Here is a 14,416-nt window from a genome sequence, read left to right on the forward strand (position 1 = left end):
CCTTTGCGGTTCAGTGCGATACGGAGAGGGTGAGGTCATGACGGACCTCGCCTTCTCTTGCGCTTGCGGCACCGTGACGGGTGTCGTGAAAGATGTCGGCCCCGGTGAAGGGGACCACGTCTATTGTCACTGTTCCGATTGCCAGTCCGTGCCCAAGTTCCTTGGTGCCGAAGACCGCATCCTGGACAAGGCTGGTGGGACCGAGCTTTACCAGACCCGCTGCGCCCGGCTGGCATTCCAGTCCGGCAAGGACCAGCTTGCCGGTCTTCGCATGACCGACAAGCCGACCTTGCGCTGGTTTGCAAAGTGCTGCGACACGCCGATGTTCAACACCTACGCGAACGGGAAGCTTCCCTATACCACCGTGCTTGTCGCGAATTGCGAGGCGAGCGGCCGATCGGCGTTGGGGCCGGTGCGCGGACACCTCTTCCTGGAAGACGCTCCGGGCAATACCGACGGCCTGAAGCCACTTTCCATGAACGCCCTGCTACGCAGCTTTTTCAAGCGGCTGATCCGCGATATTTTTTCCGGCGACCGCAGGCGCAATCCGCTGTTCGATCCGACGACATTGCAGCCGATAGCCACTCCGCGAAGACTCACACCGGAAGAACGTCGCACACTCGGTTAGAGTGATCGGATTTTCGTGTCGCCTGTTCAGGAACGAGGCTGACGCTGCGGTTTTCCTAGAGGGCAATCCCGCAGGAGACCGAACATGAAAAAGCCGATCCTCGCCCTAGCCCTCGCCACCAGCGCAGGCCTTGCCGTCACTTCTTTCTCTGCCCATGGACAAGGTCAGGTGCCGGGCGCAGTCGATGCCAGCCGCGTCGCTGCGGGCACCTACGCCCTCGATCCTGCGCACACCCTCGTGCAGTGGAGCGTGAGCCACTTCGGCTTCAACGACTACTTCGGCCTGTTCGGCGATATCGAGGGGACGATGTCCTTCGATCCTTCCGATATCGAGGCGAGCAGTTTCGACATCTCGATCCCCATCACCAGCGTCGCCGTACCCAGCGAGGGCTTGCGCGACCATCTCCTGCGCCCTGGCAAGGACGGGGCGGAACCGGATTTCTTCGGTCCCGATCCGGAAGCTGCACGGTTCGTTTCGACCTCCGTTCGCCGGGTTGGCGACACATCGGCGGTCGTCACCGGACAGCTGACGATGAACGGTAACACCGGTCCGGTCACCATGCTCGTGGACTTCACCGGCGCAGGCCAGAACCCCATGAACGAGGCGCGCACAGTTGGTTTCCATGCGCGCGCGACGATCGACCGGACGCAGTGGGGCATCGATTACCTCGCGCCAGTAGTCGGCAGCGAAGTCAACCTCGACATAAGCGCAGCCTTCGAACTGCAGTAAGGCCTCTCGACAAGCGCATCGCGAGCCTTCACGACGGTCCGCATGCGCTTGTCCGACTGTCACAATATCGATGATTTCCGCAAACTGGCCAAGGCACGCCTGCCGTGGCCGGTCTTCGATTACATCGACGGTGCGGCAGACGACGAGCTGACCAAGGCCCGCAATACCAGCGCCTTCGACAATGTGGACCTGGTGCCGGACGTGCTTGCCGGTGTCGGCAAAATCGACACCAGCTGCACGATTATGGGGCGGAAGAGCGCGCTTCCCCTCATGCTCAGCCCGACAGCCCTGCAGCGGGCTTTTCACCGCGACGGCGAGCGTGCGGTTGCCTTGGCTGCGGAGAAATTCGGCCTGTGGTTCGGTATCTCCAGCCTGGCGACACACTCGATCGAGGAAATCGCCGGCCTGACCAGCGGCCCCAAGTTGTTCCAGCTCTATGTGCACAAGGACAAGGGGCTGAATGCAAGCATGATCGAACGCTGCCAGGAGAGCGGCTTCGACGCTTTGGCGCTGACAGTCGACACGATCGTATCGGGCAAGAGAGAGCGCTGCCTGCGCTCGGTATTCACAACCCCGCCCCGCTTCTCCGCCTCATCGCTGTGGAGTTACGCGACGCGGCCGTACTGGACACTCAATTACATTTTCTCCCCCAAGTTCCGCCTCCCCAACCTCGACGGCCATGTGCAGGAGGGGACCGGCAAGGCCGTGAGCATTCAGGATTATTTCAACACCATGCTCGACACGAACATGGATTGGGACACTGCGGCGAGGATACGGCAGGACTGGGGCGGCACGTTCTGCCTCAAGGGCGTCATGAGCGCTGCCGATGGAAGGCGCGCAGTCGAGATCGGAGCGGACGCGATCATGATCTCGAACCATGGCGGCAGGCAGCTTGACGGCAGCCGCGCCCCTTTCGACCAGTTGCAGGAAATCGTCGATGCCGTCGGAGGCGAGATCGAAATCATCTGCGACGGCGGGGTCCGGCGTGGCACCCACGTTTTGAAAAGCCTTGCGATGGGCGCAACCGCTGCCTCCGGTGGCAGGCTCTACCTCTATGCTCTTGCCGCGGCCGGCCAGGAAGGTGTCGAGCGCGCACTTGCCATCCTGCAGGACGAAATCGAGCGGGGTATGCGCCTCATGGGTGTTACAAACGTGCAAGAATTGACCCGCGATCGCCTGCGTTGGCGATAGAAAAGAAAACTTCACCTTGTCCTGCGCGAAAAATTGCGCAATTCATCATGGCATGAACCGCATCGGACTACTTCTGCGACTTACACGCCCTTGGGCGTGAACTCGGTGTGCCATCAGGGTGCACCGCGCACCCAAGGGCCTTTCCGAAGATAGCCGAACCCCGATACGAGTTTCTCCATGCCAATGCTTAGCGATCCCAGCGCCAAATACTCGGCCTTTCCCCAGGTCCCCCTGACCGATCGTCAGTGGCCGACCAGAACAATCACCGCCCCGCCCCGCTGGCTGTCGACCGATCTTCGGGACGGCAACCAGGCGATTGTCGACCCTATGGATGCGCACAAGAAGAACCGCTTCTTCGATCTCCTCGTCGAGATCGGCGTCAAGGAGATCGAAGTCGGCTTTCCCAGCGCGGGCGCGACGGAGTTCGATTTCATCAGCGGCCTCGTCCAATCAGGCCGCGTCCCGGACGATGTGCTGGTGCAAGTCCTCACCCAGAGCAGGGAAGACCTGATCCGTACGAGCTTCGCCAGCCTCACGGGGGCGAAGCAGGCCATCGTCCACCTCTACAACGCGGTCAGCCCCGCATGGCGCGAAGTCGTTTTCGGCATGACACGGGAGCAGGTGCGCGACATCGCCGTTCGCGGCGCAAAGGTCATGCGGGACGAGGCGGCGCAGCAACCGGGCACCGACTGGTACTTCCAGTATTCGCCGGAAACATTCTCCACCGCAGAGCTCGATTTCAGCCTCGAGGTTTGCGAAGCTGTGATGGAGGTCCTTGCCCCTACTCCCGAGCATCCGATCATCCTCAACCTGCCTGCGACGGTGGAAGCGGCCACTCCGAATATCTACGCAGACCAGGTGGAGTATTTCATCCGCAACCTGCCCAATCGGGATAGTGCGGTCATCAGCCTTCACACCCATAACGATCGTGGCACCGGCGTTGCTGCAGCCGAACTGGCCCTGATGGCCGGGGCCGACCGGGTGGAAGGATGTCTTTTCGGGAACGGCGAGCGGACGGGGAACTGCTGCCTCGTGACCATGGCGCTCAACATGTACACGCAGGGTATCGATCCCCGCCTCGATTTCTCCGACATTGACCGGGTTATCGAGACGGTGGAGTACTGCAACGAATTGCCCGTGCACCAGCGCCATCCCTATGGCGGCGAGCTGGTCTATACCGCGTTCTCGGGCAGCCATCAGGACGCCATCAAGAAAGGCTTCGCGGCCCATGAGGTGCAGAACGATCCTCATTGGCGCGTCCCCTACCTGCCAATCGATCCCGCCGATCTCGGGCGGACCTACGAGGCGGTCATCCGCGTCAATTCGCAATCCGGCAAGGGAGGCTTCGCATGGGTTCTCGAACAGGATCAGGGCCTCAAGCTGCCGAAGAAAATGCAGGCCGATTTCAGCCCGCATGTCCAGCGCATGGCCGACGAACTCGGCCGCGAACTGGGTGCAGCGGACATCTGGGAAGCCTTCAAACGGGCTTACCACGTCCAAACCAGCGAGAAGCGCTTCCAGCTTGTCGATTATGACGAGCGGCGCGCGTCGGACGGCACCAGGCTGTTCAGCGGGACGATCGCGGTCGATGGTGTCGAGCAAAGCGTTTCCGGCCGCGGCAACGGCCTGATCTCCTCGGTGCTTTCGACCATCGAAAAGGCGTTTGGCCTGCAACTCGAAATCGTCGATTACAGCGAGCACGCACTGACCACCGGTCGCGACAGCCAGGCCGCAGCATATCTCGAATGCCGCGACGGAGAGGGCAACACCATATGGGGGTGCGGCATCGATGAAGATGTCGCGACGGCCAGTGTCCGGTCGGTTCTGAGTGCGGCCAACTCCGCAGTGGCGAAGACGCCCTGAGAGGAAACTTGTCCCATAGCGGGATTACATGCTGGTTCTATACAAGCACATCATACCGTGTATGGTAGAGGAAGGGTCACTATCGCAATAAAACAGGCTGTTATCGCCGCTGGTTGAGTAGCAATCCCGTTGGAAGACCCCTTCTACGTCATCAAGGCTGACCATCTGCCGGCGCTTTATTATCTGGAGCGTTCGCACCCTCGCCCGCGTCGTATGGAATGGATCAATCGGGGCACCAATTCGGTGCTGCGTCCGTCCACGGTCGATATGCTGTTGCGCACCCTTTTCAGGCATCCACGCTCGCCAAGCGTCAAGAAACTGCACGAAACCTCCGGACTGAGGGTTACATTCGCTGGCGAGTCCGAAAGAGACAAGTTCGCCCGCACCTTCCTGGAAGCGCGGCGTCACATGAGGTCTAACTCCGCCCGAATAGTAACGGCGGTCTTCGAGGGCTCCGAAAGTGCGGAAGCGGCGGTAGAGAAGCTGCGTGAGGAAGGTATTCCGGACAAAGCCGTGTCTATGGTGTGGCGCACCAGCCAATATCTCGATGCGGATTACAAGCCGAGCGAGGGGCATGGCTATCTCGGCATTGCCTCTGCCATGGCTGGCGGTGGTATTGCAGGTGCGATGCTGGGAACGGCAATCCTTATCATTCCCGGCGTCGGACCGGTCGCGGTTGCCGGGGCGCTTACTGCCTCTGCGTTCTCTTCCGTGGCTGCATTCTCGGGGATTGTCGGCGCAACCGGAAGCGGGATTGCCAAGATGCTGACCGACCATGATGTGGATGGTGTTGCTGCCACTCTATACGAACAGGAAATTCGGAAAGGACGCGTCTTCGTATCGGTCGACTGCGTCGATGCAAATTGCGATCCGGCCAAGATCCACAAGACGCTCGACGAAGCCGGCGGCAAGACGGCAGGACTTGAATCTGGCGGCCTATCCTAGTGCCTTTGCAGGAGATTGAAGATGTCGGAAGAAATTCTCGAACCCGAACTGCCAATCATTGATCCCCATCATCACCTGTGGGACCTGAGGCCGCTCGTTCCTGCCTTTCCCGAACCTCGCCACGACTTTATCGAAGCGATCGCAGTTGCAGCCTATTACACTTTCGACGAATTGCTGGCCGACACCAGCACAGGCCACAACATCATCGGCACCGTCTTCATGGAGTGCGGTGCATTTTATGATGCTGCACGGGATGATGCGCTCAAAAGCGTCGGCGAAGTCGAGTTTGTGAACGGCGTAGCTGCGCAGGGTGCCAGCGGACTCTACGGAGACATTCGCCCTTGTGCCGGGATTGTCGGCCATGCCGATTTGACGCTCGGGGATGCGGTTCGCCCCGTCATCGAAGCCTTGGTCGCGGCAGGCAATGGCCGCTTCAGAGGCATACGGCATGCAAGTGCGTGGGACGCCGACCCGGAGGTGCTGGGCCCGCCTTTCCACGCCCCCGAAGGCCTGTATCGCAGTGACGCATTCCTGTCCGGTTTCGAAGCCTATTCCGAATACGGACTGACCTTCGATGCCTGGCTTCTCGAGCCGCAACTTGGCGACGTCATCGAATTGGCGAAAAGGTTTCCGGACCAGGCAATCATCCTCGACCATTGCGGTACACCGCTCAACATCGCGAGTTATCGCGGCAAACTGCATGAAAACTTTGATCGCTGGCGCAGATCGATCCACGCTCTCGCCGAATGCTCCAACGTATCGGTGAAGCTGGGAGGCCTGGCGATGGCATTTTGCGGCATGCCCGAAGAAGGCCCGGCGAAGGGTCTCGGGTCGGAGCATCTGGCAGCGCTCTGGCGCCCGTATGTCGAGACTTGCATCGAGAGCTTTGGCCCGGATCGCGCGATGTTCGAAAGCAATTATCCTGTCGACAGATGGGGTGCGAGCTATCCTGTCCTGTGGAATGCATTCAAGCGCCTGGCACAAGGCCATTCCGCCGATGAGAAGCGCGCGCTCTTCGCTGGAACCGCGGCACGCGTATATGGGGTCGAGCACTTGCTGGAGGGGGCCTAACGTTTACGTAACGTCACACTCGACAAGTCCGATGCTGCGCCATAGGCACGCTGCTTCAGAAGAGTAGAGGAGCCTTCCAGCATGAGCCTGCCTGCCCCGTTCGACAAACTGCGTATTCCGGTAATCGGTTCGCCTCTCTTCATCGTGTCCGGGCCGGAGTTGGTGATCGCCCAATGCAAGGCAGGCATCGTCGGCAGCTTCCCGGCTCTCAACGCGCGTCCGCAAAGCGAGCTGGACGAATGGCTTCATCGTATTACCGAAGAACTGGCAGCCCACAACCGGGACAACCCGGATCGCCCGGCAGCGCCATTCGCGGTCAATCAGATCGTTCATCGATCCAATGACCGCATCGAAGCAGATATGGCGACCTGCGCGAAATGGCAGGTTCCTCTGGTAATCACCTCCCTAGGCGCGAGGGAAGAAATCTTCGACGCGGTCCGCGGCTGGGGCGGCATCACCATGCATGACGTCATCAACAATCGCTTCGCTCACAAAGCCATCGAGAAGGGCGCCGATGGGCTCATCCCGGTCGCCGCAGGCGCTGGCGGCCATGCCGGTACGCTCAGCCCCTTCGCTTTGATGCAGGAAATCCGCGAGTGGTTCGATGGATTGGTCGCGCTATCCGGTTCGATCGCTCACGGTCGCTCCATCCTTGCAGCGCAAGCTCTCGGAGCGGATTTTGCCTATATCGGTTCGCCGTGGATCGCTACCGAGGAAGCAAACGCAGTCGACGGATACAAGGAAGGCATTGTCGAAGGCAGCGCAGACGGCATTGTCTACTCAAACCTCTTCACCGGGGTGCATGGTAATTACCTGCGTTCGAGCATTGAGAAGGCAGGCCTCGATCCGGAAAACCTCCCGGAAAGCGATCCCAGCAAGATGAACTTCGGCAGCGGCGGCAATACCAAGGCGAAGGCGTGGAAGGACATCTGGGGTTCGGGACAGGGTATCGGAACGGTGAAGAGCGTCGGGCCGGTAGAGGACATGGTTGCCCGGCTCGAAACCGAATATACCGCGGCCAAGAAAGCGCTCGCCGAAGCGACCGCCTAGGCCGCGGCCGCCCACAGATCATCGGCCAGAGCATCGAGTTCGGAGAAATCGATGCCCTGGCCAGCTGGATTCTTGCGATTGAGACGGATTGGGCGCGCTTCGTCCAATAGCTGTTTACGAAGGGTTTTCTGGAGCAGTCGCAACTCGGCAATCGCATCCTGACCGGCTGCGTCGCAATCGGATTTGCGACGAATTTGCCATAGTGCCTCGATATCTCCGACCCGGTTTATGACCATTGCGTTATAGTCCTGATGCGGACCGCGATGGAGAGGCAGGGCCGTGCGCCGTGCAGCCTTTTCGCACGACGGCAACAGCATCCCGTTTATCCTGAAGTCGTCGAAACCGATGCGCTCTCGTCCCAAGGCAGCGAACATCGAGCCGAAGCATGATCGATTCAGCAATTGCCGCGGGAGAAGATGATGGCGTTGCATTGCCGGATCATGGCCTTGCGCACCTCGCCGGTTAACCGCACGAAAGGGAACGCGGAAGCGCTGTTCCAGGTAGAGATGGCGACCCAAAGCGAATTCCTTACATCGTCCGAACCTCGATCAGAGCGTCATCGACAGGCATAAGACCCAGCTCGACCCCATCATCCAGGATGAACCGCGTCTCCTGATCCAGCCGCCCGAGAGGGACCAGTTCGTGGATCAATCTTATCGCGATGCGCATTGCGGCACTTCGATCGAGCGAGAGCTCCGGCGAGAGTGCAAGCTCGCGTCCCACAAACCACCGCAGCCCATCTGTGCAGAGGCGCCCCTGCCCATCGACAATGTGTCCAACCATTCCGAGAGCGGGAAATGCCCCCCCTTCCATCCAGGAAGAAGCGAGCGAGGTGAAGACAGCCCGGGACATCGCCGAACCACTCGGCCCCCAATATACGGCTTGAACGCCTCCGAGGGCCTCGATCAGTGCCATTGCGGCATCAAGCAAGGCTCGCACCACAGGGATACTGCTCGAAGCATCGGCGAGGTGAGGCCCCGGCGTAAGTGCAATGGCGTCATGAGAAGCCAGGTCGATGTCGGAGGAAAGGCTCAACCGGTGCCTGACAGGGGGCAATACGAGCTTCGGTCCCGGGGCGAGCCCGAGACAGTCGAAAGTCATGCCCCATTTGAGCAGTTCCAGCCACGTACCTTCCGGCATGTCCCCCAACGCTTCTCGAGCGTGGCGGTGCGCAGCATCGCGCTGGAAAGGGTCATGACTGATCGTAATGTCTTGGATAGTCGAGATAGCATCGGTCAAATCCGACCGATGTGGCCGACAGTCGCGCTCGAATATCAGGAACAGGGCATTGACGGGGGCCGAGCGATCATTCGCTTTGTCCGACCCCTTCCCCATACTGCGTCCCAAACCCCCGATCCCACTCCTTCAATGCCTTTAGCGAAAAGCTCTATGACGTCGAGGCTCTTGCGCCGAATTACTTCCAGATTGGATGATTCTACTGCGTCTAGAAAATACCCTGCCCGATGCCTTCGGCGAATGCCTCCCCCAGACTTCTCGCGGTCCTCAAATGATCTTCAGGCACGACCTTCGATGCCAATATCGCCTCGGCAGTCTGGGCATCCGTGTTGACGATGAAATGATCGAAGACGCGTTTCAACCGCCAGCCTTTCGCGATGCGATCGATCTGGCGCTGCGCACCTTCCCCGTCGGAACCTGCGGCTATGATGGTGGCGAAGGCCCTACCCTCGATTTTTCCCAGCACCGGATAATAGCAGCGATCGAACATCTCTTTCATGCAGCCGCTCATCGATGCGAGGTTTTCCGGGCACACGAAAAGATACCCGCCCGCCTTGAGTATATCGGCCGGTTCCACCTCGCCCGCGGCAAGAATGATTGCAGCTTCTCCGGCGCCATCCTTGGCGGCCTTGGCGAGCGCCTCGCTCGTGCCTGTTCGGCTATGCCAGATTATGAGTAGCGGCCCTATTTCCATTTCGCGCTGAACCATCCAGCATGGCTGTCGATTGTCAATGGCGCCTGCTTGCTGCGACCTGTCGGGAAGAGGTAGAACGACAGGATGGCTACATCTGCACTTCCCTATGTCTATGGCGTTTCGCGCTCGCTCACCGGCAAAGCCTGGCGTTGGCGCGGCGGCAATATGGACTTGGGCCAAGGAAATTTCGCGGGCGGCAAGGACATCCTGCGGCAGATCCTGCTCGCGCGCGGGGTGGCTTCCGACGACATCGATCGCCACATGACCCCGACCCTGCGCGATTTCCTTCCGGATCCGTCCGAATTCAATGACATGGACGTGGCCGCAGAACGTATTGCGCAGGCCATTCTGACGAATGAGAAAATCACCGTTTACGGTGATTACGACGTCGATGGCGCAACCAGTTCCGCGCTGCTGATCCGGCTGCTTAGGGAACTCGGGGTCGATGCGGACTACTACATCCCGGATCGCCTGCTGGAAGGTTACGGTCCGTCTGGCGAAGCGCTGGTCAAGCTGGGTAAATCCGGCTCCAGCCTCGTGGTTACGGTCGACTGCGGCGCAATGGCTCATGACGCATTGTCCATGGCGAGCGATGCGGGCGTGGACGTGATCGTCGTCGATCACCACAAATGCTCGCCCGAGTTGCCGCGCACGGTCGCGCTCGTAAATCCGAACCGGCTCGACGAGAACGACCTTGCCGCAGCGCATGGCCACCTCGCGGCAGTTGGCGTGGCCTTCCTGCTAGCGATCGCGCTGGTTCGTACCCTGCGCGAAAGCGGATACTTCGAGAACCGTCCCGCCCCCGACCTGCTGGCCCTACTCGACCTCGTCGCGCTTGGCACCGTTGCCGATGTCGCCGCCTTGCATGGCCTCAACCGCGCATTCGTCGCACAAGGTCTGAAAGTGATGGGCAAGCGCGCCAATACGGGCATGGCGGCACTGATTGATGCCAGCCGCCTCAAGCGCAGCCCGGTCTGCTCCGACCTGGGCTTTGCGTTGGGACCGCGCATCAACGCGGGTGGGCGTGTCGGCGAATCCACATTGGGCGTGCGATTGCTCACCACGCAGGATCCGGAGGAAGCTGCGCAGATTGCCGCCCAGCTTTCCGCACTCAACGAGGAACGGCGCGCCATCGAGGCCGAAGTCCAGCAGGCAGCGGAAGAACAGCTCGGCGCCCAGCACAATCGTGCGGTCCACGTCCTCAACGGCGAAGGATGGCATCCCGGCGTGATTGGCATTGTCGCCGGGCGGATCAAGGAAAAGACCGGCAAACCCTCGGTGGTCATCGCGGTGGACGAAGCGTCAGGAGAAGGCAAAGGCTCGGGACGTTCGATCTCCGGCGTAGATCTGGGCGCTGCCATTATCCGTGCGCGCGAGGAAGGCCTTCTGGTCAAGGGAGGCGGACACGCGATGGCCGCAGGCCTCACGGTAGAGGCCGGCAAGATCGATGCCCTGGCCGATTGGCTCGACAGCCATCTCGAGCAGGCGGTCGCACGCGCTTCCGACAACCTCGAGATGCTGCTCGATATCGCGGTCGCTCCGGGAGGTCTCACGCCCGAGTTGGTCGACACGCTTGATGCCGGGGGACCTTACGGGGTTGGTTGGCCCGGTCCGCGTGTAGCAGTCGGTCCCGTCAGGCTCGTAAAATGCGATATCGTGGGCACGGACCATGTCCGCCTGATCGCCAGCGGCGATGACGGAAAAAGCTTTAAGGGAATCGCATTCCGGGCCGCCGACAGCGAGATGGGCCAGGCCCTGCTCCATGGCTCGCGTGGACGACGACTGTGGCTGGCAGGCCGCGCGAAGATCGACGATTGGGGCAGCCGTCCGCAAGCGGAACTGCACCTCGAAGACGCCGCTTTCGCAGACTGATCGGCAAGTTGCACAATTCGAGGCTTGACGCTTTCGACGCCCCCGCCTAAGTGCCGCGCCACGCCACCGACCCGGCAACGGGTGTGGCCCGTTCGTCTAGCGGTTAGGACGCGGCCCTTTCACGGCTGAAACACGGGTTCGATTCCCGTACGGGTCACCACGGTGGCGTTATTGCATCTGCAATCCGCGCAAAGCGCCACTTCTGTGGCCCGTTCGTCTAGCGGTTAGGACGCGGCCCTTTCACGGCTGAAACACGGGTTCGATTCCCGTACGGGTCACCACTTCTCCCAAATTTCGCTCCGATTACGGCTGGCGCAGGCAATCGCGCCAAGCTAAGCGGCTTGGCATGAGCGCGCGCTCCTTCCCCTGGTCCGCCTTTGCCTTGGCGATTGCGACGGCCATCGGTCTTCTCGTGCTCGAGATTCCCTTGCTTGTTGTGACTGTCATCCTGCTCGTCTGGGCGGGGTCACTCTGGCTTGTCGGCTCGACGCCGCCCCCTCCTGCGGAAAAGAACAGCGACGGCGCGATCTCGCGCGATTCCATGGGCGATCTCTTCGAGCACTCAGAAACGCCAGTCCTGCTCACAGAGGGCGGACGGGTCATCATCGCGAACATTGCCGCGCGCAGGCTGCTGGGGGCACACATCCTTGGACAGGATGTGAAGATGGCCTTGCGCCAGCCGGAAGCGGTGCGACTGCTGGAAAAGCCGGAAGACGGTGCCGCCGTTGTGAGAGGCCTCGCTCGGCGCAAGGACATCTGGCGAATCAATCGCAAGAAGCTGGACAAGAACCTCTCTGTCATCGAACTGGTCAACAAGACGGCCGAGGCCGATATCAGTCGCGCCCACACCGATTTCGTCGCCAACGCCAGTCACGAATTGCGCACGCCGCTTGCAGCAATCCTCGGATATGTCGAAACGCTTCGCGAGGACGGGCCGGATATCGAACCGAAGATGGCTGAGAAGTTCCTCGCGACGATCCAGCGCGAGGCGAAGCGCCTGCAGGACCTTGTCAGCGATCTCATGTCGCTGTCGCGTATCGAGGCTGAGAAACACGACCTGCCCGCCAAGACGGTTGCGCTCGCAGATCTTGCCAAGCGCGCGTCCCAGGATGGCGCCGGAGCAGAACGCCTGGATCGCCTGGATTTCGAGTCCCATGGCGACTTCCTCGTCCGCGGCGACGAACAGCAGCTTGAACAATTGGTCCGCAACCTGGTCGACAACGCCATGAAATACGGCGCGCCGGGTACGCCGGTCACGGTCAGGCTCGTGCCTCAGGGCGATGCACGAGTGCTGATGACCGTAACCGATCGGGGCGACGGTATCGCTCCGGAACACATTCCGCATCTCACGCGCCGGTTTTACCGTACCGATCCCGGGCGAAGCCGCGCCTCCGGAGGAACCGGGCTCGGCCTTGCCATCGTGAAGCACATCGTCGAACGGCATCGCGGCAAGCTTGTGATCGAGAGCAAGCAAGGTGAAGGAACGCGGGTGAAGATCACCCTTCCCCTTGCCGACTGAGCGCGCCCAATGCCCCGTTTTCCGGGCTTTCCCACAGCTATGCACATGTAATCCACAGGCTTGGAGCGTCGTGTGAACTTGTGTCACAAACCCGTAATTATCGGGTCATAGAGGCGTCTCCGGATCGTAACCTTGTAGGGGATTCGTCACATGAATTCGCCAATCCGGCTCTCCGTCATTGCCGCCGCACTAAGCTGCACCATCGCCACACCCGTATTTGCTCAGGCCGAGACGGCCCCTTCGGCTGCCCAGGAACTGGCAGAGATGCGCGCCCAGCTTGCTGCGCTTGTCTCGCGTATCGACCAGCTCGAAGGCGAACTCGCTGAAGAGAAGGCTGCAAACGCTGCGCAGGACGCGACGATCGCCGCCAACGCGGAAGCCGTCGCCGCTCCTGCCCCCGCACCAGAGCCGCAGGTTGCTACCCTTGAGAAGAAGGATGGCTGGAGCTTCAAGCCGCGCGGCCGCCTGATGTATGATGTCGGTTTCACGAGCGTTCCCGAATCGACGGGCCGCGACGACGGCTTCGGAAACGAAGTGCGCCGCGCGCGCCTTGGTGCATCCGGTGGGCTTGGCGGTGGCTTCGGCTACAAGTTCGAGCTCGATTTCGCCGGAAACGAAGTCGAAGCGGCCGATGCCATCCTGACCTACGAGGACGGCGGGCTGGACATCGCGATCGGCCACCACAACAATTTCCAGTCCCTCGAGGAACTGACCAGCAGCCTGCACACGACCTTCATCGAACGTGCCGCTTTCACGGATGCTTTCGGGTTCGAACGCCGCATCGGCGCATCGGTCAGTTACAGCACCGGCATCGTCTTGGCGCAGGCCGGTGTCTTCACCGACAATTTCGATGACACCGGGACGAACAATCGCGGCTTCGACGGTCGCGTGGTCGTGATGCCGAAAAGCGGCAACACCCAGTTCCACCTCGGCGGATCGCTTCACTACAACGATCTGGGCGAGGATGACGCCAGCGTACGTTATCGCCAGCGCCCGCTCGTGCACTTCACCTCCGAGCGGTTCGTTAACACCGGCAATCTGGATGCCGACAGCGAGTTCGGCGTCGGGCTCGAAGGCGCCGTAATCTCCGGTCCTTTCCATGCTGCTGCCGAAGGCTTCTGGCAGAACGTCGACATGCCCGCGATGACCGACAACCCGACTTTCTTCGGCGGCTATGCCGAAGTCGGCTACTTCCTCACCGAGGGGGACAGCCGCGGTTACAAGGGCGGTAAGTTCGATCGCACAAAGCCTGAAAGCCCCGTCGGCGAAGGCGGCATGGGTTCGGTTCAGCTGAACCTGCGCTATGACTATCTCGACCTCAACAGCGCAGGAATCGTAGGCGGAATCCAGAACGGCTACCTCGCGTCGCTGATCTGGAAACCGACGGATTACACGCTCTTCAGCCTCAACTACGGCAAGATGGACTACACCGATGCAGTCCATGCCAAGGCGGATGGCGACACGGATTACACCGTAGATGCTTTCGGAATTCGCGCTCAGGTCGATTTCTGATCCATATCCCGCTAGGGGCATCGACAACGATTCGGTGCCCCGGAGCGGAAGTCACACTTTTGTCGTCACCTTGTAACAATCCCGCGCTCTTGCGCGGCTAGTTGGA

General features: G+C 60.8%; 13 protein-coding genes and 2 tRNA genes. 12 read left to right on the forward strand and 3 right to left on the reverse strand.

Annotated elements, in window-relative coordinates:
* Positions 1 to 37 precede the first annotated feature (37 nt).
* The 7 genes from BM173_RS08265 (at position 38) to BM173_RS08295 (ending at position 7,477) form a co-directional block, all read left to right on the forward strand.
* Positions 38 to 628, forward strand: coding sequence for a DUF6151 family protein (locus BM173_RS08265; RefSeq protein WP_090479863.1), 591 nt, complete (start codon positions 38 to 40; stop codon positions 626 to 628).
* 84 nt (positions 629 to 712) lie between these two features.
* Entirely contained in the window at positions 713 to 1,357 is a 645-nt protein-coding gene (locus tag BM173_RS08270) for a YceI family protein (protein ID WP_090479866.1), read from the forward strand.
* 42 nt (positions 1,358 to 1,399) lie between these two features.
* Positions 1,400 to 2,548 (forward strand): alpha-hydroxy acid oxidase, encoded by a 1,149-nt coding sequence (locus BM173_RS08275; protein ID WP_090479869.1) that lies wholly within the window; start codon positions 1,400 to 1,402, stop codon positions 2,546 to 2,548.
* A 177-nt stretch (positions 2,549 to 2,725) separates the two neighbouring features.
* Positions 2,726 to 4,411, forward strand: coding sequence for a 2-isopropylmalate synthase (leuA, locus tag BM173_RS08280; protein ID WP_090479872.1), 1,686 nt, complete (start codon positions 2,726 to 2,728; stop codon positions 4,409 to 4,411).
* A 129-nt stretch (positions 4,412 to 4,540) separates the two neighbouring features.
* Entirely contained in the window at positions 4,541 to 5,356 is an 816-nt protein-coding gene (locus tag BM173_RS08285; RefSeq protein WP_090479875.1) for a hypothetical protein, read from the forward strand.
* A 21-nt stretch (positions 5,357 to 5,377) separates the two neighbouring features.
* Complete coding sequence (locus BM173_RS08290) at positions 5,378 to 6,427, forward strand: amidohydrolase family protein (protein WP_090479878.1); 1,050 nt, start codon at positions 5,378 to 5,380, stop codon at positions 6,425 to 6,427.
* An 81-nt stretch (positions 6,428 to 6,508) separates the two neighbouring features.
* On the forward strand, positions 6,509 to 7,477 hold the full coding sequence (locus BM173_RS08295) for an NAD(P)H-dependent flavin oxidoreductase (RefSeq protein ID WP_090479879.1): 969 nt from the start codon (positions 6,509 to 6,511) through the stop codon (positions 7,475 to 7,477).
* Here BM173_RS08295 and BM173_RS08300 read toward each other — a convergent pair.
* From BM173_RS08300 to BM173_RS08310, 3 genes are all read right to left on the reverse strand, one after another.
* Positions 7,474 to 7,995, reverse strand: coding sequence for an AHH domain-containing protein (locus tag BM173_RS08300; RefSeq protein WP_281247528.1), 522 nt, complete (start codon positions 7,993 to 7,995; stop codon positions 7,474 to 7,476). The two genes, BM173_RS08295 and BM173_RS08300, sit on opposite strands and share 4 nt — an antisense overlap.
* Positions 7,996 to 8,005: 10 nt before the next feature.
* Positions 8,006 to 8,716, reverse strand: coding sequence for a hypothetical protein (locus BM173_RS08305; RefSeq protein ID WP_143089603.1), 711 nt, complete (start codon positions 8,714 to 8,716; stop codon positions 8,006 to 8,008).
* Between the two features lie 205 nt (positions 8,717 to 8,921).
* Positions 8,922 to 9,422, reverse strand: a complete 501-nt coding sequence (locus BM173_RS08310) for a flavodoxin family protein (RefSeq protein ID WP_245755822.1) — start codon at positions 9,420 to 9,422, stop codon at positions 8,922 to 8,924.
* A gap of 69 nt (positions 9,423 to 9,491) precedes the next feature.
* Between BM173_RS08310 and recJ the strand changes: the two genes are divergently transcribed.
* The 5 genes from recJ (at position 9,492) to BM173_RS08335 (ending at position 14,310) form a co-directional block, all read left to right on the forward strand.
* The gene (gene recJ, locus BM173_RS08315) at positions 9,492 to 11,279 is read left to right on the forward strand and encodes a single-stranded-DNA-specific exonuclease RecJ (RefSeq protein WP_090479884.1); all 1,788 of its coding nucleotides are present in this window, start codon (positions 9,492 to 9,494) and stop codon (positions 11,277 to 11,279) included.
* A gap of 85 nt (positions 11,280 to 11,364) precedes the next feature.
* Positions 11,365 to 11,439 (forward strand) — tRNA-Glu (locus tag BM173_RS08320).
* 46 nt (positions 11,440 to 11,485) lie between these two features.
* Positions 11,486 to 11,560 (forward strand) — tRNA-Glu (locus BM173_RS08325).
* A 65-nt stretch (positions 11,561 to 11,625) separates the two neighbouring features.
* Positions 11,626 to 12,798: an ATP-binding protein gene (locus BM173_RS08330; protein ID WP_090479887.1), complete on the forward strand. Its 1,173-nt coding sequence runs from the start codon at positions 11,626 to 11,628 to the stop codon at positions 12,796 to 12,798.
* 150 nt (positions 12,799 to 12,948) lie between these two features.
* A complete protein-coding gene (locus BM173_RS08335; protein WP_090479890.1) occupies positions 12,949 to 14,310 on the forward strand; it encodes a porin in 1,362 nt (453 codons plus the stop codon).
* The last annotated feature ends 106 nt before the right edge of the window (positions 14,311 to 14,416 follow it).

It is taken from the genome of Qipengyuania nanhaisediminis, assembly GCF_900115585.1.
GTDB lineage: Bacteria > Pseudomonadota > Alphaproteobacteria > Sphingomonadales > Sphingomonadaceae > Qipengyuania > Qipengyuania nanhaisediminis.

Coding starts and splice junctions, on each gene's coding strand:
- leuA (WP_090479872.1), top strand. CDS start 2,726: ATGCCAATGCTTAGCGATCCCAGCGCCAAATACTCGGCCTTTCCCCAG.
- BM173_RS08275 (WP_090479869.1), top strand. CDS start 1,400: ATGCGCTTGTCCGACTGTCACAATATCGATGATTTCCGCAAACTGGCC.
- BM173_RS08290 (WP_090479878.1), top strand. CDS start 5,378: ATGTCGGAAGAAATTCTCGAACCCGAACTGCCAATCATTGATCCCCAT.
- recJ (WP_090479884.1), top strand. CDS start 9,492: ATGGCTACATCTGCACTTCCCTATGTCTATGGCGTTTCGCGCTCGCTC.
- BM173_RS08265 (WP_090479863.1), top strand. CDS start 38: ATGACGGACCTCGCCTTCTCTTGCGCTTGCGGCACCGTGACGGGTGTC.
- BM173_RS08295 (WP_090479879.1), top strand. CDS start 6,509: ATGAGCCTGCCTGCCCCGTTCGACAAACTGCGTATTCCGGTAATCGGT.
- BM173_RS08270 (WP_090479866.1), top strand. CDS start 713: ATGAAAAAGCCGATCCTCGCCCTAGCCCTCGCCACCAGCGCAGGCCTT.
- BM173_RS08310 (WP_245755822.1), bottom strand. CDS start 9,422: ATGGTTCAGCGCGAAATGGAAATAGGGCCGCTACTCATAATCTGGCAT.
- BM173_RS08330 (WP_090479887.1), top strand. CDS start 11,626: ATGAGCGCGCGCTCCTTCCCCTGGTCCGCCTTTGCCTTGGCGATTGCG.
- BM173_RS08335 (WP_090479890.1), top strand. CDS start 12,949: ATGAATTCGCCAATCCGGCTCTCCGTCATTGCCGCCGCACTAAGCTGC.